The sequence below is a fragment of the Providencia sp. UF-224 genome (assembly GCF_058245955.1).
This window is the reverse complement of record NZ_JBSICC010000012.1, coordinates 1-21,910: the sequence shown is the minus strand read 5'-3', so window position 1 is coordinate 21,910 and position 21,910 is coordinate 1. Positions and strand designations below refer to the sequence as shown.

General features: G+C 38.9%; 16 protein-coding genes and 2 tRNA genes. 7 read left to right on the top strand and 11 right to left on the bottom strand.

Annotation, left to right across the window (positions count from 1 at the left end; translation table 11 throughout):
• Positions 1-41: 41 nt before the first annotated feature.
• The 4 genes from motB to flhD form a co-directional block, all read right to left on the bottom strand.
• The gene (gene motB / locus AC4IFO_RS12950; protein ID WP_490734917.1) at positions 42-965 is read right to left on the bottom strand and encodes a flagellar motor protein MotB; all 924 of its coding nucleotides are present in this window, start codon (positions 963-965) and stop codon (positions 42-44) included.
• Between the two features lie 7 nt (positions 966-972).
• Positions 973-1,860 carry a flagellar motor stator protein MotA gene (gene motA, locus AC4IFO_RS12945; RefSeq protein ID WP_490734915.1) on the bottom strand — a complete coding sequence of 296 codons (888 nt, stop codon included), beginning with the start codon at positions 1,858-1,860 and terminating at the stop codon, positions 973-975.
• Positions 1,861-1,957: 97 nt separating this feature from the next.
• On the bottom strand, positions 1,958-2,548 hold the full coding sequence (gene flhC, locus AC4IFO_RS12940; RefSeq protein ID WP_490734913.1) for a flagellar transcriptional regulator FlhC: 591 nt from the start codon (positions 2,546-2,548) through the stop codon (positions 1,958-1,960).
• The gene (gene flhD, locus AC4IFO_RS12935; protein ID WP_353242459.1) at positions 2,545-2,895 is read right to left on the bottom strand and encodes a flagellar transcriptional regulator FlhD; all 351 of its coding nucleotides are present in this window, start codon (positions 2,893-2,895) and stop codon (positions 2,545-2,547) included. The genes flhC and flhD overlap by 4 nt, the downstream gene beginning before the upstream one ends.
• A gap of 1,626 nt (positions 2,896-4,521) precedes the next feature.
• Here flhD and AC4IFO_RS12930 point away from each other — a divergent pair.
• Entirely contained in the window at positions 4,522-4,959 is a 438-nt protein-coding gene (locus tag AC4IFO_RS12930) for a type II toxin-antitoxin system HicB family antitoxin (protein WP_490734910.1), read from the top strand.
• Positions 4,960-5,468: 509 nt separating this feature from the next.
• Here AC4IFO_RS12930 and AC4IFO_RS12925 read toward each other — a convergent pair.
• Positions 5,469-5,544, bottom strand: a tRNA-Lys gene (locus AC4IFO_RS12925).
• Between the two features lie 255 nt (positions 5,545-5,799).
• Here AC4IFO_RS12925 and cycA point away from each other — a divergent pair.
• Positions 5,800-7,200 carry a D-serine/D-alanine/glycine transporter gene (gene cycA, locus AC4IFO_RS12920; RefSeq protein ID WP_490734908.1) on the top strand — a complete coding sequence of 467 codons (1,401 nt, stop codon included), beginning with the start codon at positions 5,800-5,802 and terminating at the stop codon, positions 7,198-7,200.
• A gap of 91 nt (positions 7,201-7,291) precedes the next feature.
• On the opposite strand, the gene putP is transcribed toward cycA, so the two are convergent.
• Positions 7,292-8,776 carry a sodium/proline symporter PutP gene (gene putP / locus AC4IFO_RS12915; protein WP_490734906.1) on the bottom strand — a complete coding sequence of 495 codons (1,485 nt, stop codon included), beginning with the start codon at positions 8,774-8,776 and terminating at the stop codon, positions 7,292-7,294.
• A gap of 498 nt (positions 8,777-9,274) precedes the next feature.
• Here putP and putA point away from each other — a divergent pair, with 498 nt between their 5' ends.
• Positions 9,275-13,258, top strand: a complete 3,984-nt coding sequence (putA, locus tag AC4IFO_RS12910; protein WP_490734904.1) for a trifunctional transcriptional regulator/proline dehydrogenase/L-glutamate gamma-semialdehyde dehydrogenase — start codon at positions 9,275-9,277, stop codon at positions 13,256-13,258.
• A 171-nt stretch (positions 13,259-13,429) separates the two neighbouring features.
• Here the strand turns inward: putA and fliZ are convergent, their stop codons facing one another.
• On the bottom strand, positions 13,430-13,945 hold the full coding sequence (fliZ, locus tag AC4IFO_RS12905) for a flagella biosynthesis regulatory protein FliZ (protein WP_219249117.1): 516 nt from the start codon (positions 13,943-13,945) through the stop codon (positions 13,430-13,432).
• Positions 13,946-14,970: 1,025 nt separating this feature from the next.
• Here fliZ and AC4IFO_RS12900 point away from each other — a divergent pair.
• Both AC4IFO_RS12900 and AC4IFO_RS12895 read left to right on the top strand, forming a co-directional pair.
• Entirely contained in the window at positions 14,971-15,279 is a 309-nt protein-coding gene (locus tag AC4IFO_RS12900) for a DUF5339 domain-containing protein (RefSeq protein WP_102139566.1), read from the top strand.
• Between the two features lie 186 nt (positions 15,280-15,465).
• Positions 15,466-16,191 carry a hypothetical protein gene (locus AC4IFO_RS12895; protein WP_490734902.1) on the top strand — a complete coding sequence of 242 codons (726 nt, stop codon included), beginning with the start codon at positions 15,466-15,468 and terminating at the stop codon, positions 16,189-16,191.
• 52 nt (positions 16,192-16,243) lie between these two features.
• Here the strand turns inward: AC4IFO_RS12895 and mgtA are convergent, their stop codons facing one another.
• The 4 genes from mgtA to cspE form a co-directional block, all read right to left on the bottom strand.
• Positions 16,244-18,946 (bottom strand): magnesium-translocating P-type ATPase, encoded by a 2,703-nt coding sequence (mgtA, locus tag AC4IFO_RS12890; RefSeq protein WP_490734900.1) that lies wholly within the window; start codon positions 18,944-18,946, stop codon positions 16,244-16,246.
• A gap of 148 nt (positions 18,947-19,094) precedes the next feature.
• Positions 19,095-19,793, bottom strand: coding sequence for an MgtC family protein (locus AC4IFO_RS12885; protein ID WP_219249123.1), 699 nt, complete (start codon positions 19,791-19,793; stop codon positions 19,095-19,097).
• A gap of 415 nt (positions 19,794-20,208) precedes the next feature.
• Positions 20,209-20,397, bottom strand: a complete 189-nt coding sequence (gene dsrB / locus AC4IFO_RS12880) for a protein DsrB (RefSeq protein WP_206086736.1) — start codon at positions 20,395-20,397, stop codon at positions 20,209-20,211.
• A gap of 104 nt (positions 20,398-20,501) precedes the next feature.
• Positions 20,502-20,714, bottom strand: a complete 213-nt coding sequence (cspE, locus tag AC4IFO_RS12875; protein ID WP_004909801.1) for a transcription antiterminator/RNA stability regulator CspE — start codon at positions 20,712-20,714, stop codon at positions 20,502-20,504.
• A gap of 485 nt (positions 20,715-21,199) precedes the next feature.
• Here cspE and AC4IFO_RS12870 point away from each other — a divergent pair, with 485 nt between their 5' ends.
• Positions 21,200-21,703 (top strand): YlaC family protein, encoded by a 504-nt coding sequence (locus AC4IFO_RS12870; protein ID WP_490734899.1) that lies wholly within the window; start codon positions 21,200-21,202, stop codon positions 21,701-21,703.
• Between the two features lie 135 nt (positions 21,704-21,838).
• Positions 21,839-21,910, top strand: a tRNA-Asn gene (locus tag AC4IFO_RS12865).

The following is a 21,910-nucleotide window of genomic DNA, read 5'->3' as shown; positions in this document are numbered from 1 at the left end:
AGGCAATAAAAAATCACAATGTACTGCTTCACAAACACAGTCTATTCATCGGCTTTTTTCTGTGTTTTCGCCGTCACCACATTCTCAGTAGTCAACTTCGGTGCCGGCTTACCCAACACGTCAGAAATCGGTTTTGCTCCGTCGTATTCACGTAATATTTGTTTTGTTTCCTCATCATTGAGAACAATGATGCTGATCCGCCGGTTAATCGGCGCAAGTCCATTGTCTTTATCTAAATGAATGGCTGATGCCATACCAACCACCCGTAATACCTTGCTCTCATCCATCCCCCCACGGATTAACTCACGTCGCGAAGCATTTGCTCTATCTGATGAAAGCTCCCAGTTGCTGTAATTCGCCCCGTTGGCATACGCTAAATCATCGGTATGGCCTGATATGCTGATTCGATTGGGGACATCATTTAGTAAAGGCGCTATGGCGCGTAGAATATCGCGCATGTAAGGTTCGACTATTGCAGAGCCAACTTTAAACATCGGGCGATTTTCACTATCTACAATTTGAATGCGCAGACCGTCATTAATCATGTCGATCAATAAATGCGGTTTTAACTCATTTAGGCGTGGGTCTTTTAAAATAGCTTGTTCAAGAGCTTCTTTAAGTTTTTCAAAACGATAGCTAGCGTTACCATCAATGATATTATTCGGTTCAGGCATCACGTCCCCTTCACGGAAAATGGGATCTTTACCCCCCCCCGGAATAGGGTTAGTGGCATCGCCACTTTTTGTGCCTGGGTTTATTGCAGTGCTAAGTGGAGTCCTAAAATACTCTGCAATTTGGGTGAGTTCTTGAGGACTTGAAATTGATATCAGCCACATCACCAAAAAGAACGCCATCATCGCCGTCATAAAATCGGCATAAGCAATTTTCCACGAACCACCGTGACTACCTTGATGATGAGAATTACGTTTTTTGACTCGAATTACATGAGGGGTATTGGCTGCCATCCTAATGTTACTCCTCAGTGGTTTCTTGTGAGCGAGCACCCACTTTCACTTCGCGAACTCTATCTTCCAATTCGACGAATGATGGCCTATCAGCACTGAATAACACTTTGCGACCAAACTCCACCGCAATTTGCGGCGCGTATCCCTGTAATGCAGACAAAAATGTCACTTTGATGCATTCCATCATTTTTAATTGCTCGCTGCTGCGCAACCTTATCAACGCAGCTAAAGGCAGAATAAAACCATAAGCGACTAAAATACCTAAGAACGTCCCGACCATCGCATGGGCAATTAATGCACCAAGTTCGCCAGCTGGTCTGTCCGCGGAACCTAATGCATTCACCACACCTAACACCGCCGCGACAATACCAAAAGCAGGCATTGAATCGCCTACCATGTTTAATCCCGAAGCTGGCACTTCATTTTCTTGGCGGAAAGTTTCAAGCTCTTCATCCATTAATGCTTCAATTTCATGACTTTGTAAGTTACTACTCACCATCAAACGCAAGTAGTCCACGATAAACATCATGGTAGAAGGGTCTTTGAGAATACGAGGATATTGAGAAAAAATTTCGCTTTCTTGGGGGTTTTCAATGTCTTTTTCTAATGCAAGTAACCCTTGTTGGCGAGATTTATTGAGTAACTGAAATAACAATGCCATTAAGTCCATTGACATCGTTTTATTGTAGGAGGAGCGACGGAAGAGTTTTGGTAATACTTTACATAAGGCGATGATGGATTTGCCGCTGTTACCAACGACAAATGCCCCTAAACCAGCACCTAATATAATAACAAATTCAGCGGGTTGATATAGCGCGCCTAAATGGCCACCGACCATGATATAACCGCCAATAACCGCTACTGTAACAATGATATACCCGATGAGTATTAACACAATATTCCCTTTCACTCCGTTGGTTAACAGATGGCAGTCAAAGGGAATATTAGGAGTAACAAGCAGAAAACTGCCTGTTGACCAAATCAATCCAATTTTACATTACCGCTTTAGTAATGCCATCCTGTCGATATAGCGTAATATCGGCGAGATGCTCGGAAAGTTTACGTTTTTTTATTGCACGTGATGGCGGCTGGCACAAACTACACGTAAAACTATTTTCTGGAATGTGCGCATAAGTGATAAATGAACCTTGGCAGCAACTGCATTTTGAACTTTGCAGCATGCCACTTTCAACAAAGCGAACAAGCGTCCAAGCACGAGTCAGAGCTAACAATGGCTCAGTTCCAGGCTCTGGAATACATTGCTCTAGATACAAACGGTAAGCTTTTAAAATGGCATCAACACCTTGGCAATGGCCACTTTGTAGTAAAAATTGATAGGCGTTATAAAACATGGATGAATGAATATTTTGCTCCCATGTCATAAACCAATCAGTTGAGAACGGTAACATACCTTTTGGTGGGGGGCAGCCTCGAAGTTCCTTGTACAACCGAACTAAACGTCCGCGGCTAATTTGGGTTTCACTTTCTAACATTTGAAGGCGAGCGCCTAAAGAGATTAATTCCATGGCTAAGCGAATGTCATTCGCTTCTTGGACAATACTTTTTTCAGCTGCGGTACTCATCTTTTTCTCGCTATATCAGTGTCACCTTGATTATGCGTTTGCAATAATCGAGTCGATAAAAGGATACCCGTATGAATTTGTTGCAATTCATCAACCCTCGAATCACGTGTCAGCTTTTCAATCGTATCGCTATTCTCAAATCTAAACTGACAGATTAGCTGGTTTGTTTCTGCCAATTTGACCAATTGAGGGAGCGTAAGGTCTGCTAAAGTAGTCGCCATTGCATCAGAGATCCCAAGACGAAACATCGCAGAAGCTTTCTCTTGGGAGATGAGTTTTTGGGCTAATAGCAAATATGAGAGGTTAATATCGTATATATGCTTCAGAAAATCTGTCGTCGAGCTCATTTTTTTTCCTTTCCGAATATTTATCAACATCTGTGTGCAAAAAGAACAAATATGAATTTGAAAGTTTTGTGTGGTTAAAAAGTTTTATTAGTAAATTTAATTTAACTGGATAAATGTATTCCATTACTTCCCATGTTTCCGTTGGTGAATACCCAGTTTGGAGTATAAAAACACAAATTTTCAAACTTAAATTAAATACATTTCCTGAATACCTACAAACAATAAAGAGTGACTAAAAAGTTAGCACTTTCAGTAAAAGTCAGAATTTGCCGATGTCATTATTAGTCGTCAATTATTATGCACCACTAAATTAACTATTCAAGGTACTTATGTTTCTTTTTATCTCATTGGGTTGATTATCCATTTATTCATTAAATAATCTTTATTATTTCCTTATCTTCTTCCTCCCTAACTCAAATATCCACAACACTTTAGTTTACCCTATGTCAAATGACAGGATTTTAATCAATGCATCAACTCCTTAGATGGGATTTGAAAGCAAAAAAGTCCAATCACAACATCAAAATCAATATATTGATCTAGGTCAATGTTTGGTATTGAGAAACTAAACCTACTATTACAGATACAGCTTATTATCGGCAGCGTGCGAATAAAACTTACTCATTAATTTTCAATCAGTTTAATCAAAACATTATGCATCATTCAAAATTATTCAATCCTAATTAACGTATTTAAAGTTATTAAATTGTCATACATATAATACTATCACTTAAAAATTTCATTAAAATATTTAAACAATGGTTATAATGCACTCACATTATAATATTAATAAAATTAATACACACAATGAAACCTATTTGTAATAAATTGAATATTTGGCTTAAATATATTTGTTATATATCGTTAGTCCTTTTATATTTTCAGTAATTTTCATGTTATTATTTTTTTAAAGTTACATTTTTCAATAATTAATTTTTATTTTTTTATTGCAATAACTCAAAAATTAATTTTTTTAATAAAATGATCAACCTACAGCAAGGCATAGCCCCCCGAAATCTAACAAAAAATGAAAGTTTCAATTGAGAACATTCTGTTTCAACTACGCACTTTTACTCGTTTTATAATATTCAAAATAAGAGGAAAGGCAGTTTTTCCTCGTGTGTTTTAATTTTTATTTTTACTTGAATTTTTTTACTTTTTTACTAGCTAATTAATAATAATATAACCTTGGGTTATTATAACCATAAATTACCATATACTTTTATTTTAACAAATAGTGAATTCAGTACATTTTGCTTAAGTAAATTCGCTTAGAAGCTGACACTAAAACCCAAAAATCAATTGGTTTTATTTAAAATAATTCAGTGAGCTTTTAGCATGCAAATTCAACAAAATAATATGTAGCTATTTGAGCAAAAAAGATTACAAGAATTGAGACTTTGTTCACACTTAATTTCTTTATTTCTGAATGGTTTCCGAATAAAAGACGATTGCTATTACTCATCTCTATTTTTTGGTTTAAAAAATAAGCTACCTGAACAAAACACCGACATAATATATTGATAATGCAAGTAAATAATTGTTTTTTCCGATAGATTATTCTGACACTAAATACGTATTGATTTATACTGTTTACTTGCTGCTCTATTGATAGGAGAAAAGGACATGTTTACTTATTATGCTAACGTTGAGTTTATCGAAGAAGAAGGTGCGTTCGACATCAGTTTTTGCGATTTTCCCGATATCGAAGGTGTGACTTTTTGCAAAGATGATGTTGAACTGGAGGCTGAGGAGGTTTTATTAGCGACATTTGCGCAATACATCACCTTGAGAAAAGCCATCCCATTACCACACCTACATAATGAAAATGCATTCCCTATTTATTTGCCAATAATATGCTGCCTTAAAATTGCTCTACATAATGCCATTTTAGAGACAAAAACCTTGCGTGTTGATTTAGCAAGAAAACTGAATATTAATGCACAGCAAATAGAGCGATTACTGGATATTCACCATGCTTCAAAAATAGATGCATTAGAACAAGCTTTGTACTTGTTAGGATATGAGGCAACAGTTTCGGTGCATAAAAGAGTTCAAGATTAGATGATAATCAACCTGTGTACTTCATAAGAATAACTACACATCTCTATTTATATTGAATAGATATTCAACTTACCTTGCTGTTAATTTATCTGGTTTTGCTTACCTGTTGTTTTAACAGCCTATTAATCACTTTTCCCTTATTACTTTTTTAAAAAAAGATACTCACTTCCAATATAATTTAGCCCAGCGCTCAAATTAAATAATCAGTATTTCAGCGAGAACAGTAAGACAAGCTGATAACTTTCACTTTAAGTACAGGCCTGAATGAAAATTTAACGCACATACCCGATGAAAATGAGGATGTGTCTATTACTCGCGTTCACATAGTAGTCAGATTAATAGTAGTCAGATTAAAAAATGACGGTGTTCAGTTTAAAGCCATGGCATATACTCAGGGTATTGAATAAATAACATTACTTTAGCAAGCATCGACTTTCAATGACTGCGTCCCAAATACGTCCCAACTGGCATGCATAGTAATGCAATTAATACGTAACGCGTTGAAAAGGTGGTGGGTTGTTGGGGGTTCGAACCCCAGACCGAGCGATTAAGAGTCGCCTACTCTGCCAACTGAGCTAACAACCCAATGCAAAATATTTAACGCCTATCAATTGCTACAGTCAATATTATTCTGCTATTTTTATTATGTAAGTTAATTTTTAGTGTTGAATGTTAAGTTAACGATAATGATAGATTGAATAAGCAACACTCTGCCTCTAACTCGGTAAGTTTTTCTTACTCTAATTGAGATTTATGTCACTATATTTCACGCAAACATAACCACACAAATAAAAAAATACTGTGGTCAATTATAACAAACTACTACGGACACTTTACAGTATGGAAGAAAATGCAACATCAAACCCGACTCAGCACTCAGCTGATCGCAACCAGTTAAAACGAAGCCTTAGTAACCGCCACATTCAATTAATTGCAATTGGCGGCGCAATTGGAACAGGTTTATTCATGGGGTCAGGGAAAACCATCTCCCTTGCGGGGCCATCAATCATATTCGTCTACATGATAATCGGCTTTGTACTATTTTTCGTCATGCGTGCAATGGGTGAGCTCTTACTCTCTAACCTTGACTATAAGTCCTTCAGCGATTTTTCTGCTGACCTTATAGGGCCATGGGCGGGCTTTTTCGTTGGCTGGACCTACTGGTTTTGTTGGGTGATCACTGGGATAGCTGACATTATTGCAATAACGTCATATGTCAGCTTTTGGGTGCCAGACTTCCCTGAATGGGTCACTTCATTTATTTGTGTCATTACCTTACTCACGCTCAACTTAGTATCCGTTAAACTATTTGGTGAGCTTGAATTTTGGTTCGCGATGATAAAAATTGTTGCCATTATTGCCTTAATTGCTGTTGGTGGCACACTTATCGCGATGAATTTCCAATCACCAACAGGCCACACGGCATCATTAAGTAATATATGGAATGATGGTGGGATGTTCCCGATGGGGATAAGTGGCTTCTTTGCAGGCTTCCAAATCGCGATATTTGCCTTTGTTGGGATTGAATTAGTCGGTACTGCTGCCGCTGAAACCCGCGATCCTGAGAAATCCTTACCAAAAGCTATCAATGCCATTCCAATCCGTATCATTGCTTTCTATGTTTTATCACTGATTGTGATTATGGCCGTAACACCTTGGCGTACAATTTTGGCGGATAAGAGCCCATTCGTTGAAATGTTTGTGTTGATCAGCCTACCTGCTGCAGCCAGTATCGTTAACTTTGTGGTCCTGACCTCAGCCGCTTCTTCTGCAAATAGCGGTGTATTTTCCACCAGCCGGATGTTATTTGGCTTGTCTAAAGAAGGTGATGCACCGAAAAAATTTAGCCAGTTATCGAAAAAAGCGGTACCTGCCACAGGGTTAATTTTCACCTGTATCTGCCTTAGCTTTGGTATTGTGCTTATCTATTTTATTCCCGATATCATGCATGCGTTCACCTTAGTCACCACGGTATCTGCTATTTTGTTCATGTTTATTTGGAGTATGATTTTATACAGTTACCTTAATTTTCGCCGTAAACGCCCTGAAATGCATAAAGCGTCTCATTATAAAATGCCCGCGGGAATTATTATGTCTTGGGTAAGCTTAGCGTTCTTCGCCTTTATGATTGTCTTACTCGCATTCCAACACGATACAAGACAAGCGCTTATCGCAACACCAATTTGGTTTATCGTCTTGTTTATTGGCTACCAAATTGTGAAGCGCCGCAAAACAAATTAAGCCCGTTAAGCGCTTTACCAATAAAAAGGCCGAATCTGTTTCTAGCAGTTCGGCTTTTTTATTGGATTACCTTGTCACTCGATGGCGAGCATTAGTTCGCTTTATATTCAGCTTCAGCTTGTTCAAAACGCGCTTGCGCTTCTGCACTTGGCGCTTTAGTAATTAAACTCACCACAACAATCGCGATAGTCGAAAAGATAAAACCTGGGATAATTTCATATAATGCAAACCATTTGTATTGCATCCAAACTAATACCGTAATAGCACCCACTAACATTCCCACCAGTGCGCCCGTACGTGTCATGCGTTTCCAAAGAACAGATATCAATACAACTGGACCAAACGCAGCACCAAAGCCCGCCCATGCATTACTCACTAACCCTAATACTTTATTATTTGGGTCACGAGCGATATAGATAGCAATAGCAGCCACAAGCAGTACCATAAAACGCCCAACCCAAACTAACTCTTTTTGGCTTGCTGTTTTACGAATAAATGGCTTGTAGAGATCTTCGGTTAATGCACTTGCGCACACTAATAATTGACAACTTAAGGTACTCATTACCGCGGCTAAAATTGCAGAAAGCAATATACCTGCTATCCATGGGTTAAATAATATCGTCGCTAATTCCATGAAAATGCGTTCATTATTTTGTGTTACAGCACCTGCCACGCTTGGGTTCATTTCGAAATAACCGATCCCAAAGAAGCCTACTGCAATCGTACCGCCTAAACAGAGAACCATCCACGTCATACTAATGCGTCTTGCTGAGTGGATTGTTTTGTGTGAATCTGCCGCCATAAAACGCGCTAAAATATGCGGTTGACCAAAATAGCCTAATCCCCAACCTAATAAAGAGAGGATAGCAATAAAGTTCATGCCCTTGAACATATCAAGATATTCTGGGTTTTTCGCTTTAATCACTTCGATAGAGGTATCTACGCCGCCCATAGATAAAATAACGACAATCGGTGTCAGTATCAGCGCAAAAATCATTAACGAAGCCTGAACTGTATCTGTCCAACTTACCGCTAAAAAGCCCCCTAAGAAGGTATAGGCAATTGTTGCTAACGCCCCTAACCACATGGCTTTTTCATAACTAATATGGAATGTGCTTTCGAACAATAAACCACCCGCAACAACACCCGATGCACAATAAATGGTGAAGAAAACTAAGATAACAATGGCAGAAATAATCCGTAAAATTTTACTGTTGTCTTCAAAACGACTGGTAAAATAGTCGGGTAACGTCAAAGCATTATTATTTTTTTCTGTTTGCAAACGTAAGCGGCCTGCGACGAATAACCAGTTAAAGTAGGCACCTAAGGTTAACCCTATTGCAATCCAGCTTTCAGAGATCCCTGCAATAAAAATAGCCCCTGGTAGCCCCATTAATAACCAGCCACTCATATCTGATGCGCCTGCAGATAATGCAGTTACGACGCTGCCTAAACTTCGTCCTCCGAGAATATAATCATCAAAGTTTTTTGTTGAACGATAGGCCAAATAGCCAATTAATAACATGCCAGTAATGTATACGATGAACGTGACGATCATCGGAGTGCTTACAGTCATTTATATTCTCCATTGAGTAGCTTATTAATTTAGTTATCTTTATATGAATTACTGTTGATAACTTGTAACTTCATGGTGTTGCACTTTATTGCACATCGTTAATTTATCTTCGTGCACACCAAATAGATTGTGATTGTTCGCGTTGCACTAATTTAACATCTTAGTGACCCCATCCTAGTCAGACTCATGTTAAATTAACAAGAAATTAACTATTTTTTATTCAATAAATAGAATCCATATCACAAATGTTAAAATTTTAAGTCAAATTACCAAATGATCGCTTAATTATTCCCTTAATAAGGAAATGGTTATAATCATATGAAAAATATATAAAAATAATAACCATTGATTTTATCAATTCAATTACGTCACAAAAAGTTCGACACGTTTCACATTTCCCCCAGAAACCTTGATTAACAATGTTGCACAAAGTTGCAACATTAAGATAATGTTGTGTAACTTTTCGATTATGACGACCTGTCAACTAGAGGAATTAAAATGAGTAGCACGACAACTATGGGTGTGAGACTTGATGAAGCAACTCGTGAACGCATTAAAAATGCCGCTCAACGTCTGGACCGCACATCACATTGGCTTATCAAACAAGCTATTTATAATTACCTAGAACAACTCGACAATAACCAAATCATTCCTGAGTTATCCGTCGGTATCGATGCAAAAGAAAACCAAACTGGGGAAGAGGACACCACTGTCGAGTCCAACTACCAGCCTTTCTTAGATTTTGCGGAGCACATTTTACCACAATCCGTAAAACGCTCTTCTATTACTTCTGCATATCGCATACCAGAAACCCAAGCAGTACCGATGTTACTGCAGCAGGCGCAACTCCCCGCAGATCAAGCAGAAGCGGCACATAAACTGGCCTACTCCATTGCAGAAAAATTACGTAACCAAAAAAATGGCGTGGGGCGTTCTGGTCTAGTACAAGGGCTGTTGCAAGAGTTTTCACTTTCTTCTCAAGAAGGTGTGGCACTGATGTGTTTAGCAGAAGCCTTATTGCGTATCCCTGATAAGGCCACTCGTGATGCCTTAATTCGTGACAAAATCAGTAACGGAAATTGGCAATCTCACCTAGGGCAAAGTAGCTCGATGTTCGTCAATGCCGCAACGTGGGGCTTATTATTTACAGGTAAATTAGTTTCAACGCATAATGAAGCCAAATTATCGACCTCCCTAAACCGTATTATCAGTAAAAGCGGCGAGCCTCTGGTGCGTAAAGGCGTGGACATGGCAATGCGCCTAATGGGTGAGCAATTTGTGACAGGCGAAACCATTTCCCAAGCCTTAGCAAATGCACGCAAGCTAGAAGATAAAGGGTTCCGCTACTCTTATGACATGTTAGGGGAAGCGGCACTAACAGAAAAAGATGCCCAAGATTATATGGTGTCTTACCAGCAAGCTATTCATGCGATTGGTAAGGCGTCAAATGGTCGCGGAATTTATGAAGGCCCAGGCATTTCGATTAAATTATCCGCGCTGCACCCTCGCTACAGCCGCGCACAATATTCCCGAGTCATGGATGAGCTCTATCCGCGTTTACTGTCTCTCGTTTTACAAGCTCACCAATATGATGTTGGTATAAATATTGACGCAGAAGAAGCTGACCGATTAGAAATCTCTTTAGATCTACTCGAAAAACTGTGTTTTGAACCACAACTTGCAGGCTGGAATGGGATTGGTTTTGTTATCCAAGCCTACCAAAAACGCTGCCCATTTGTGATTGACTCAATTATCAATTTAGCAGAACGTAGCCAGCGTCGTTTAATGATCCGACTGGTTAAAGGCGCGTATTGGGACAGCGAAATTAAACGCGCACAAATTGATGGCTTAGAGGGTTACCCAGTCTATACCCGCAAGGTGTATACCGACGTTTCATACATAGCTTGTGCTCGCAAATTATTGTCTGTACCAAACTTAATTTACCCTCAATTTGCAACGCATAACGCACATACACTCTCTGCTATCTACCAAATTGCAGGTAAAAACTACTACCCTGGCCAGTATGAGTTCCAATGCTTACACGGTATGGGTGAACCATTATACGAGCAAGTGGTCGGGAAAGTCGCAGATGGCAAGCTTAATCGCCCATGCCGTATCTATGCCCCTGTTGGTACCCATGAAACGTTATTAGCCTATTTAGTTCGTCGCTTATTAGAAAATGGAGCGAACACTTCCTTTGTTAACCGTATCGCAGATGCCACTATTCCGTTAGATGAATTAGTCGCTGATCCAGTAAAAGATGTCCTTGAACTTTCTAAAGCAGAAGGTCAAATCGGTTTACCGCATCCGAAGATCCCCCTACCCCGTGATTTGTATGGTAATGAGCGTGTTAATTCTATGGGCCTCGACTTGTCGAATGAGCACCGTTTAGCCTCTTTATCGAGTGCGCTACTCAGTGCAGCTATCCAACCGAAATTGGCTGTGCCTTTATTAGGCGGAGAATTCTCAACGAAAGATAAGCTGCCAGAAGCTCAAGCCATACTAAACCCTGCATGCCATAAAGATATTGTGGGTCACGTGCGTGAAACCACGGAACAAGAAGCGGATCATGCGTTAAATATCGCCAATGATGCCGGCACCATTTGGTTTGCAACGCCGCCATCAGAACGAGCTGCAATTTTATTACGCGCAGCCGATCTTATGGAGCAGCAACTGCAACCATTGCTTGATGTGTTAGTACGTGAAGCAGGTAAAACCTACGCCAATGCGATTGCTGAAGTCCGTGAAGCGGTAGATTTCTTAAATTATTATGCGACGCAGGTCAAACATGACTTTGATAATAATACCCATCGCCCATTAGGCCCAGTGGTATGCATCAGTCCATGGAACTTCCCACTTGCCATTTTCTCAGGACAAATTGCGGCTGCCTTAGCGGCAGGAAATACCGTGTTAGCAAAACCGGCTGAACAAACGCCACTCGTTGGTGCTATCGCAGTTTCTATTCTTCACCAAGCAGGGATCCCGCGTGATGTCTTGCAATTTTTACCGGGTAAAGGGGAAACAATCGGTGCCCAATTAGTGGGTGATAAACGCGTTCGCGGTGTCATGTTTACTGGTTCAACAGAAGTCGCAGGTTTATTACAACGTAATATTGCTGGTCGTTTAGATGCTCAAGGTCGCCCTACCCCGTTAATCGCAGAAACTGGCGGATTAAATGCCATGATCGTCGATTCTTCCGCATTAACAGAGCAAGTTGTCACCGATGTGGTTGCTTCTGCATTTGATAGTGCAGGCCAACGCTGCTCTGCATTGCGCATTCTTTGTGTTCAAGACGATGTTGCTGACAGAACGATCCGTATGTTAAAAGGCGCGATGGAAGAATGCCGTATGGGCAACCCAGAGCACCTATCCACAGATATCGGTCCCGTGATTGACCGAGAAGCAAAAGACAATATAGATCAACATATTCAACAGATGCGCAGTAAAGGCAAAACCATTTTCCAAGCAGCATTTGACAATAACGATGATGCGAAAGAGCAGCAGGAAGGAACTTATGTTAAGCCGACATTAATTGAGTTGGACAATATCAGTGAGCTGAAAAAAGAGATTTTCGGCCCTGTTCTTCATGTTGTACGTTTCAAACGTGATGAGCTGGATACACTGGTTGATCAAATCAATGCAGCGGGTTATGGCCTAACGTTAGGGGTTCATACCCGTATTGATGAAACTATCAACCAAGTCGTCAGCAAAGCCAAAGTCGGTAACTTATATGTTAACCGAAACATGGTTGGGGCGGTGGTTGGCGTGCAACCATTTGGTGGTGAAGGATTATCAGGAACTGGGCCAAAAGCAGGTGGGCCGTTATACCTCTACCGTTTATTAAGTGAGCGTCCAGAAAATGCGGTAACAAATACACTTGCACGCCAAGATGAACACTTACCGATGGATGCTAGTGCACGCGTCGAGTTACTTACTCCTTTTGATACCTTTATTGCATGGGCAGAAAAACAGCAAGCCCCAATTACACCCTCAGTGCTCGAACAATTTGCGCGTTATACCCAAGCAGGTACAACACGGCTTTTACCAGGCCCTACTGGCGAGAAAAACACCTATACATTACGCCCTCGTGGACTGATATTATGTATTAGTGATAATGAAAGAGATTGCTTAATTCAGCTTGCTGGGGTTCTGGCTGCGGGTTGCCAATCCCTTTGGCCTGATAGCGATACTCACCAGAAGTTATTTAAATTGCTTCCAGAGAAAGTCCGTAAAACCATCTCTATCACCAAACAATGGCAAGAATCTAAAGAGCCAATCGAAGGTGTTATTTATCATGGAGATAGCGATCAGTTAAAAGAAGTTTGTGCGATCATCGCTGAGCGTAAAGGGCCAATTATCTCTGTTCAAGGCTTTGAACGTGGTGAGACCAACTTGTTAATAGAACGCCTTGTTCACGAACGTTCATTGAGTGTTAATACAGCCGCAGCAGGCGGTAACGCAAGCTTGATGACCATCGGTTAACATACTGTAAGGCCTGACTTCATTCATCATTGAAGTCAGGTTTTTTGCTTTTTCATTAAGTTATAATCTTTATTTTAAACTGCTAAAAACGCAAAAGGTGCCCAGAGGACACCAATTTATTAATCAATAGATATTAAGTAACTATAAAATTAGCTACCTACTCTATTCTTATTATTGCATTTTTTCTGATTCCCAGAATAAATACTGTTCATATTTACGTAATGCAATATTGTAATTACTAAATGCTGAGTCTGTCATTTTTTCACTTAATTGTTCTTGAACTTTACTTGCAGTAAATTCTTTCATTGAAAAATTAGAGGAAGATAACAACTCATCTAAACGGCGTAAGCGAACAACATACTCACGAACGGTACTGTGGCTCATCTCAGTCTGTAAGAATAAATACTGTTTAAATGACATAATATCAAAGTAGTCAGTATTACTATTGCAGTAAATTTCACTACAAAAACGGCAAAGTGCAGTAAATTTACCTTGCAGCTCTCCCCAGGTGCCTTCATCAACCAATTCGGTCATATCAGCGATAGCTTCTTTATTTAAGATGTCATCGTTGAAAACCAAAGAGATACGATCAAGCGTTTTGTGGCAATGTGCACAATGAGTTTGGCTGTGTTTAAAATCTTTGATGTAACGGCTCAGAGGCCGTTTCTTTACAATAGAAGCAGACATAATGGTAAAGCCCTGTGTGTAAGTCTAAAAATAAAATTGTAACAAGGGAAACCGAGTTACATACTTGTTATGCCCATAGCATTAATAGAATGTTTGCTACGTTGCATTTAAATACGGGTAAACCCGTATATCATTTCCTTACTTTCCCTTTAGGAGAATAATCCTCCTGAGAATGTAGTGTAAGAAAAGTTATTGCCCTTTACGAAAAATATTCTACCCCGTCTATCGCTCTTTGGCGAATTTCTAAGGTGAGACAATTTTGGTACGAATTTGATTTAGCGTCAACCTAATTAACTTAAATTTCGTTAACTCTATACACATACCGTTAACGGAAAACATTAAGAGAACTATCCACTAGATTGGCTTAAGGGCAAAGACTTTACCTGATTATTCCATCTTCGTACAAAGAAAATTTGATTTAAAAATCAATCTTATAGCTATTCAAAGGTTTTATTAGCAAAATTGTGAAGGAGCTCACTTTTTTCTACTATTATTGCATCGTAAATGCACAGATATTAATGCTTAAAATATTCCCTAGTTTAGTGATTTTTTATTTATGTAAACTTTTAGTTACAATTTGTGTGCTTTTTTAAACATCTATCTCTATATACAAAAAAGTTATAAATCTAACTAAAAGTGTTATATGTGTTTTAATTGATTTAATTTCGTTCTATATCACATTTTTTGCCTTGGTTATTTTTAATAAAAAAATAACTTTACAGTACTCACCTATTTCAATTTAGCATTAACATTTACCTCTTCAGGTTACCTTAGACTAGACAACATTCCCCCATGATGAATACTTTTTTCACAATAGTGATTAATGTTGTGATTTTTAATGAATTACCCATATTTAATAAATAATCTCACTACCTGTAATTCATATTGCGACATTATTCACTAATATAGTTATTTTTATAATTACTAATTAAGATATTATTTTAGGATTAGTTACATTTGATATTAAAAACTTCTCTTATATACTTCATTTGCTATATAAATAAATAATTTTAATAAGGTTGATTATGAAAAAGTTAATTTTGGCTTGTGGTATGGGTTTACTGGCACTGACAATCACTGCTTGTTCAGAAGAAGAGAAAAAAGGTGAAGTTGCTGGTGCAACTGAAACTTGTAACGCATACTTCGCTGAAGTTGATAGCTTAATTGCTAAAGCTTCAGAAAACCCGCAAGCAAAAGCTCAGTTAGATGCTATGAAAGGTCAGCTGGAAGAAGGTAAAAAACAAGTTGCCGCATTACCTAAAGATCAGCAAGATAAAGCTTGCCAACAAGGTATTGATGCAATGAAACAAATGAAAACTGCTTTAGGTCTGTAATCGCTTAGATTATTTCAGATTACTGCAATTTTCCAAAAAAGAGCCCATTTGTGGCTCTTTTTTATGCGAAAAAAGAGTATATATACGTATATTTCAAGACTCATTCGCCTTATGCATAGGTTTTTGCAAGCTCATATTTCCCCTAGCTTATAGAATTCAAAAATTCAAAATACTAAGGAATATATGATGAGCATATCTGTCAATACTATCGTTAAAACCCCCTTCTCATTAAGCAATATCATAAAAACATGCAGTAAATTTAACGGCTTAATCAAGAGTATTAAAAACACCAAGAGCCCATGTATTAAACTCTGTTTTAATCATAAACATATTGAGTTAGACACACATAACCTACTCAGTAAGCTTAAAGATCAGATTTTTGCAAAAACTGACTATAAAACGTTTGAGGTGGAAGAAAGAAAAATTCAAATATTCAGTGCAATTAATAGTGTGATTGATGAAATTCAAGCCATGTATTTGGCTGATCCCAAAAAAAAACTAGCCGTTATAAATTCGGAAGATAAAGATGTTATTTTTAAAAATGTACAACGCTATTGCGCCCTCCAAGAGTCGGACATACTACTCAAGGCATCCCAATCCTTTATTAGGCAGCGTATTCAATATGATCCAAATGTAGACAAAGCAATCCAACATTTAAAGATAGATATAGATATAGAAAAGATAGCCACAAACTTAGACATAATAAACGCAGATAGCAAGGCAACAACAAAATATGTTGTCGAGCTAATCAATGATACCGTCTGTAAGGACTTTTACCCTGATATTGATTTTGGCAAAATTAGAGAAAGCGCAGCACAAAGCACACGCCATATATTAGAACAAAAACTATCCGAATATTATCGCCAAAAAATGGATTTCTACCTCTTAGCAACCAAAGAAACAGCGGTATAATGCAAAAAGGAGAACCTTCCTTGGTTCTCCTTTTTATTAATTTATCAATATGTTATAGCCATGTACCAAATCGCTTGATATAGAACTGCTTCATCAATTGCGCCACAACGCAGTAGCTCACTAATGTCAACGCTAACCAAGGGAAATACTCGATCGGTAATGGTTGTAATCCAATCATAGTTCCAAATGATGAAAACGGAATATATAAGCCTAATGCCATAATTAATCCCGTCGTTAACATCACTGGTAGTGCCGCAGTACTTTGAATAAATGGAATCTTTTGTGTTCTTAGCATATGAACAACCAAGGTCTGAGACAATAACCCTTCAACAAACCAGCCTGATTGGAACAATGCTTCATGTGCCACACTATTTGCTTGGAATACATACCACATCAAAGCAAATGTGGTGATATCAAAGATGGAAGATGTCGGCCCAATCCAAAGCATAAAGCGACCAATATTTTTCGCATCCCATTTACGAGGACGTTTTAAGAACTCTTTGTCCATTTTGTCCCAAGGTAATGCCAGTTGGGAAATATCGTATAGCAGATTTTGTACGAGCAAATGAATCGCTAACATTGGTAGGAAGGGAATAAATGCACTAGCAATTAATACTGAGAACACATTACCGAAGTTAGAACTCGCCGTCATATTTAGGTATTTGATAATATTACCAAAAGTTTCCCTACCTTTAATAACGCCCTGCTCTAATACCATCAAATCTTTTTCAAGTAAGATGATATCCGCTGATTCCTTCGCAATATCGGTACCCGTATCCACTGAAATTCCCACATCTGCATCACGAAGAGCAGGCGCATCATTAATTCCATCACCTAAAAAGCCGACAGTATGCCCATTTGCCTGTAATCTTTTTAAAATGCGGGATTTTTGCAGTGGCGTCAATTTACAAAAAACAGAAACTTGCTCGACTTTTTGGCTCAATTCTTCATCAGACAACGCTTCAACTTCTAAGCCAGTCATGATCTCACTGATGTTTAGCCCAACATCATGGCAAATTTTCTCTGTAATGATCGCATTATCGCCAGTCAATACTTTGACGGTGACACCATTTTCACGTAGCGCCGCGATTGCAGAAATCGCACTTTCTTTGGCGGGATCGAGGAAAGTTAAAATACCTTGTAATTCAAGTTGTTGCTCAGCTTGGGCCGAAAGAGGCAGACTAGCTTCATGTTCATTTAATACACGCGTCGCGAGCAACAATACCCGAAATCCTTGTCGGTTGTAATCACTCACTAACTCGGTAATTCTTGCTCTCGCTTGCTCATCTAAAACCAGCGATTCTCCGTTTTGCTGATAACTTTGGCAAACAGCCAGCATTTCCTCCGCAGCACCTTTACAGATAAGTAACGCATCTCCCTCCGGCGTCCTTACCGTGACAGATAATTTGCGACGAATAAAATCAAACGGTAACTCATCAATTTTTTGAAACGCTTTTAGTTGCTCAACCTCACTATTCCCTCTTCCTCGGCGAATAATGGCCTGATCCATCATATTTTTTGCGCCACTTTGGTGAAAACTATTTAACCAAGCGAGTTGCAGAATTTTGCCATTTTTCTCACCATTACTATCAAGGTAATGTTCTAAAATGATCCTATCTTGCGTTAGCGTTCCTGTTTTATCTGTACAAAGCACATCCATTGCGCCAAAGTTTTGGATAGCGTTCAATCTTTTGACAATCACTTTGTGCTTCGACATCGCAATTGCCCCTTTCGCCAAGTTTGAACTGACGATCATCGGAAGCATTTCAGGGGTTAATCCTACAGCAACAGCTAAAGAAAATAGCGTTGCTTCGAACCAATCACCTTTAGTAAATCCATTGATTAATAAGACAATTGGAACCATAACCAACATAAAACGGATCAATAACCAACTAACACTATTCACACCTTTGTCAAAAGCGGTTTGTGCCCGACTGCCAACGATTGATTTTGCTAGTGAGCCTAAATAGGTTTTCCCACCCGTTGCCACCACGATACCTCGAGCTGTTCCGCTAGTAACGTTAGTGCCCATTAAGCAAATATTTGATATTTCGAGTAATTCATTTTCGGTAGGTGATACGGGATCCAGACTTTTCGCGGAAACATCCCCGAGAGTATCATATTTTTCTACAGGGATAGATTCACCCGTTAAAATCGCTTGGCTAATAAATAGGTCTCGCGATTCAACAAGTTTTAAATCAGCAGGAACCATATCCCCCGCGGATAAAAGAACGATATCCCCAGGAACTAGGCATTTGATTGGGACTTCTTTTCGGGTTGAACGCCCAGTTTTATTGTCTCGGCGAAACACCGTTGCAGTGGTTCTAACCAAAGACTTGAGGGCTTCAGCCGCTTTATTGGTACGATATTCTTGCCAAAAACGCAGTAAACCACTTAGCAGAACCATCGTAACAATAATGATCACACCCGTTAAATCTGTCTCTTCACCTTGACGTTCTGGGATCAGATAGTCCGTGAAAAAGCTGACTAATGCCAACACTATCAGGACAAAAATAAATGGGTTTTTAAATGATGAAAGCAGCTGCTTCCAAGCAGGAGGCGCTTTTTCATGAGCAACTTCATTTTCACCTTCAGTCACTAAGCGATCCATCGCTTCATTGTCTGCTAGGCCTAATAAATTGGTTTGATACTCATTTAGCACTTGCTCAATATTTTTACTCGCTTGCTCGCCAACTACAAATTTTTGCCGAGCAGGCGCTTTAACGCTTTTGCGTTGGTGTCTTATTTCAGTCATAACGTTGTCTCTAATACAACACTTGTGTATTTTTACGCTATCCAACTGAAAATAAGGCTATTATATCAGTTGGATAGCTCCAAATTTCGACTCCATGACGGAGGGTGATCGTCCATTTCGGCTCCTATAGTGAGTTAATTTTTTGCATTTAAGCTGGAAGCTCTGATGCCACTTTCCAATTGATAGCACTTACGCTTTGCTCAAGACTGATTCTGCAAACTAATGCTTCAATCTCTTTTTGCTCAGCGGGTGTTGCCAAAAATTCCGCGCAAACCTCAAGCTGCTCTGTTTTTAATGTGTCAGCACTACTTAACGATTGCAGCCGAATATGTAGCCCATTAATGGCTTGTAAAATAAGGGTTCTAACTAAAATTTCGTCTTCTTGGTGGCACATCACGCGGATTTTATAACGCTGCTCAACGTCCAAGGCTTGAACTTGAGGCTGCTTATTGATGCGAGATGCAGCTTCTCGCAATAAAATATTTGCGCATAAAATCAATAAGGTAGCCATCAGCGCGAGTGAGTATTGCCCTAATCCACACAACACACCAATCCCCGCGGAGCACCATAGTGTTGCTGCCGTATTCAGGCCTCGAATGTTCATGCCTTCACGCATGATGACTCCCGCCCCCAGAAAACCAATACCTGAAACCACTTGTGCCGCAATGCGTCCGGGGCTGTCAGGTGATGTAGTCACTGAGCTTAAAATAAAAACAGCGGCGCCAGTTGCAACTAATGCATTGGTTCTCAGCCCTGCCATACGTTGACGCCATTGGCGTTCAGCGCCAATTAAGGCACCAAGGCACATTGCCGAAACAAGATTTAAAATATCAGGAGTAAAAAGCATGATAATTCCTCCAAAAAAATAATTTGGATAGTGTTTTATATGCTTAATAAAAAGCACATAGCCCTATTTTGAATCAATAAAGATCCAAGAATTATTGGCTATTGCCAGGAGGAAATAGAGAGTAAAAATATACAAACATGATACACACTCAATACAACAGTAATAAGCTATTAATTAAATATAGAATAATACTTTGTTTAAAATATAAGGGTGTATGTATGATGGGGTACATCAGACACCGCCCGCCTTAGTGGCAAGCAGTGAAAAGAAAAGACGATTACTGGCTTGCCGTTAAATTAAGTTTTTATTCCAACTCTGACTGTCCAAGTAATAATCTCCTAAATAATTGATGGGTGGAGTATAGGTGGGCTAATTTACGAAGTAAAGAACAAATTTTTAATAAATTTGAAATTCATTATTCAATTAATGTAACAAACGTACCTTCATTCCCTTCTTTTTCATTAAAAAACCAAATACCTTCAGGGTAATCAGGTAATGCGATTAAATACATCACACCTTCATTAAACGGTTCAATGAGTAGAATTGTTCCTTCCCGTCGCTCTTGTCCATCTGTTTTCACATAAACACGATCATTAATATTCATAACATCTATTTTCCGACAAAATAATATTAATCATAAATGTAGCGCATACGAAAAAGCCCGTCATTAAAAATGACGGGCTTTAGAAAATCAGTTAAGCAATTAGCTTAGATAGCAGTTACGTTAGCAGCTGCTGGGCCTTTTGCACCGTTTTCAATGGTGAATTCAACTTGCTGGCCTTCTGCCAGAGTTTTGAAACCATTGCCCTGAATGGCAGAGAAGTGGACGAAAACGTCTTTGCTACCATCAGCTGGAGTGATGAAACCGAAGCCTTTAGACTCGTTGAACCACTTAACTTGACCTTTCATTTTGTCGGACATTTGACTTTTCCTATATAACATCAAAAAAACTTGCCTTTTTGGCATATACGGGCCAGAGTCAACTATTTAATCAGGGAAACACCAAGATGAAGCGTCACGGTCAAAGGCTATCTGTGATAACTTTCTTCTTTAGAACACACTAACTCAGTAATCGTACATCAAATAGGACTGCTAAACAGGCCGATGCACATTAACTCATGACTTAAAGATAATAGCAACTATTTTATACATCCAATCCATAAAAAAATATGGTTTTTTCGACTCCGTCACTTTTATCAGTCATAATGTTAACAAAAGCACTGCATTTAGTTGATAATTTAAAGAAAAATTTAATTACAAGAAACAACAAACCTCGTTATTGTCACTCAGAATTATCTGATCTGATGACAATCTGTATGAATATTTTTTTTAACTGATATATAACAATCTTGAGACCTCGTGGTACTCTGCTAGTATAGATTCAATATCTGACAGAGAGTTATCATATGGATATTATCAAACAAATACTTGTCGAAGACTTAGATACCATCAACAAACGCGAAAACCGTGATGGTAAACCTTATTTCAATAGCCAATTCCTCGCAAATCACCCTTATTTATGTGTTGGTATGATTGCAGCTTATATTCCGCTGGCTGTCATTCTTTGGTATGCACCGTACTTTGGCCCCTATTGGACGCTGGGTATTACCCTGTTATTTATTATTTTGGCAAGCGTATTACTTTTTGATATTAAGCCAGTCTATCATTTCGACGATATTGGCGTGTTGGATTTGCGTGTTTGTTATAATGGTGAGTGGTTCGTTACTGAACCTGTTTCTGAAAATGCAATTCGTAAAGTCCTTGATTCAAATGAAGTCAACCAAGCAATTAAACAAGAAATCTCCCGTCTGATCGCGTTAAAAGGGATGATTTCGTTTTACGATATTTATCATGTCGCTTACCCGGAAGTTTCTACGCCATTACAAGGTAAGCTAGCAGCTCAAAATTAATGCAATATCAATTGGCTAGCATGAAATTCAGCCATAATGAGCAGTGAGTGAACAGTTAGCGTTTTTTTCTATTTTTATCGTTGACAGCTCGGGGTGATATCGTTAATATTCGCCTCGTTCTCAGGAACAAGCAATTCCTCCATAGTTCAGTCGGTAGAACGGCGGACTGTTAATCCGTATGTCGCTGGTTCAAGTCCAGCTGGAGGA

Bases quoted from the DNA above. Each gene is read 5' to 3' on its own strand.
- cycA (WP_490734908.1), top strand. From the start codon at position 5,800: ATGGAAGAAAATGCAACATCAAACCCGACTCAGCACTCAGCTGATCGC.
- AC4IFO_RS12930 (WP_490734910.1), top strand. From the start codon at position 4,522: ATGTTTACTTATTATGCTAACGTTGAGTTTATCGAAGAAGAAGGTGCG.
- flhC (WP_490734913.1), bottom strand. From the start codon at position 2,548: ATGAGTACCGCAGCTGAAAAAAGTATTGTCCAAGAAGCGAATGACATT.
- fliZ (WP_219249117.1), bottom strand. From the start codon at position 13,945: ATGTCTGCTTCTATTGTAAAGAAACGGCCTCTGAGCCGTTACATCAAA.
- dsrB (WP_206086736.1), bottom strand. From the start codon at position 20,397: ATGAATATTAATGATCGTGTTTATGTGAAAACAGATGGACAAGAGCGA.
- AC4IFO_RS12900 (WP_102139566.1), top strand. From the start codon at position 14,971: ATGAAAAAGTTAATTTTGGCTTGTGGTATGGGTTTACTGGCACTGACA.
- flhD (WP_353242459.1), bottom strand. From the start codon at position 2,895: ATGAGCTCGACGACAGATTTTCTGAAGCATATATACGATATTAACCTC.
- AC4IFO_RS12870 (WP_490734899.1), top strand. From the start codon at position 21,200: ATGGATATTATCAAACAAATACTTGTCGAAGACTTAGATACCATCAAC.
- mgtA (WP_490734900.1), bottom strand. From the start codon at position 18,946: ATGACTGAAATAAGACACCAACGCAAAAGCGTTAAAGCGCCTGCTCGG.
- AC4IFO_RS12895 (WP_490734902.1), top strand. From the start codon at position 15,466: ATGAGCATATCTGTCAATACTATCGTTAAAACCCCCTTCTCATTAAGC.
- motB (WP_490734917.1), bottom strand. From the start codon at position 965: ATGGCAGCCAATACCCCTCATGTAATTCGAGTCAAAAAACGTAATTCT.
- putP (WP_490734906.1), bottom strand. From the start codon at position 8,776: ATGACTGTAAGCACTCCGATGATCGTCACGTTCATCGTATACATTACT.
- AC4IFO_RS12885 (WP_219249123.1), bottom strand. From the start codon at position 19,793: ATGCTTTTTACTCCTGATATTTTAAATCTTGTTTCGGCAATGTGCCTT.
- putA (WP_490734904.1), top strand. From the start codon at position 9,275: ATGAGTAGCACGACAACTATGGGTGTGAGACTTGATGAAGCAACTCGT.
- cspE (WP_004909801.1), bottom strand. From the start codon at position 20,714: ATGTCCGACAAAATGAAAGGTCAAGTTAAGTGGTTCAACGAGTCTAAA.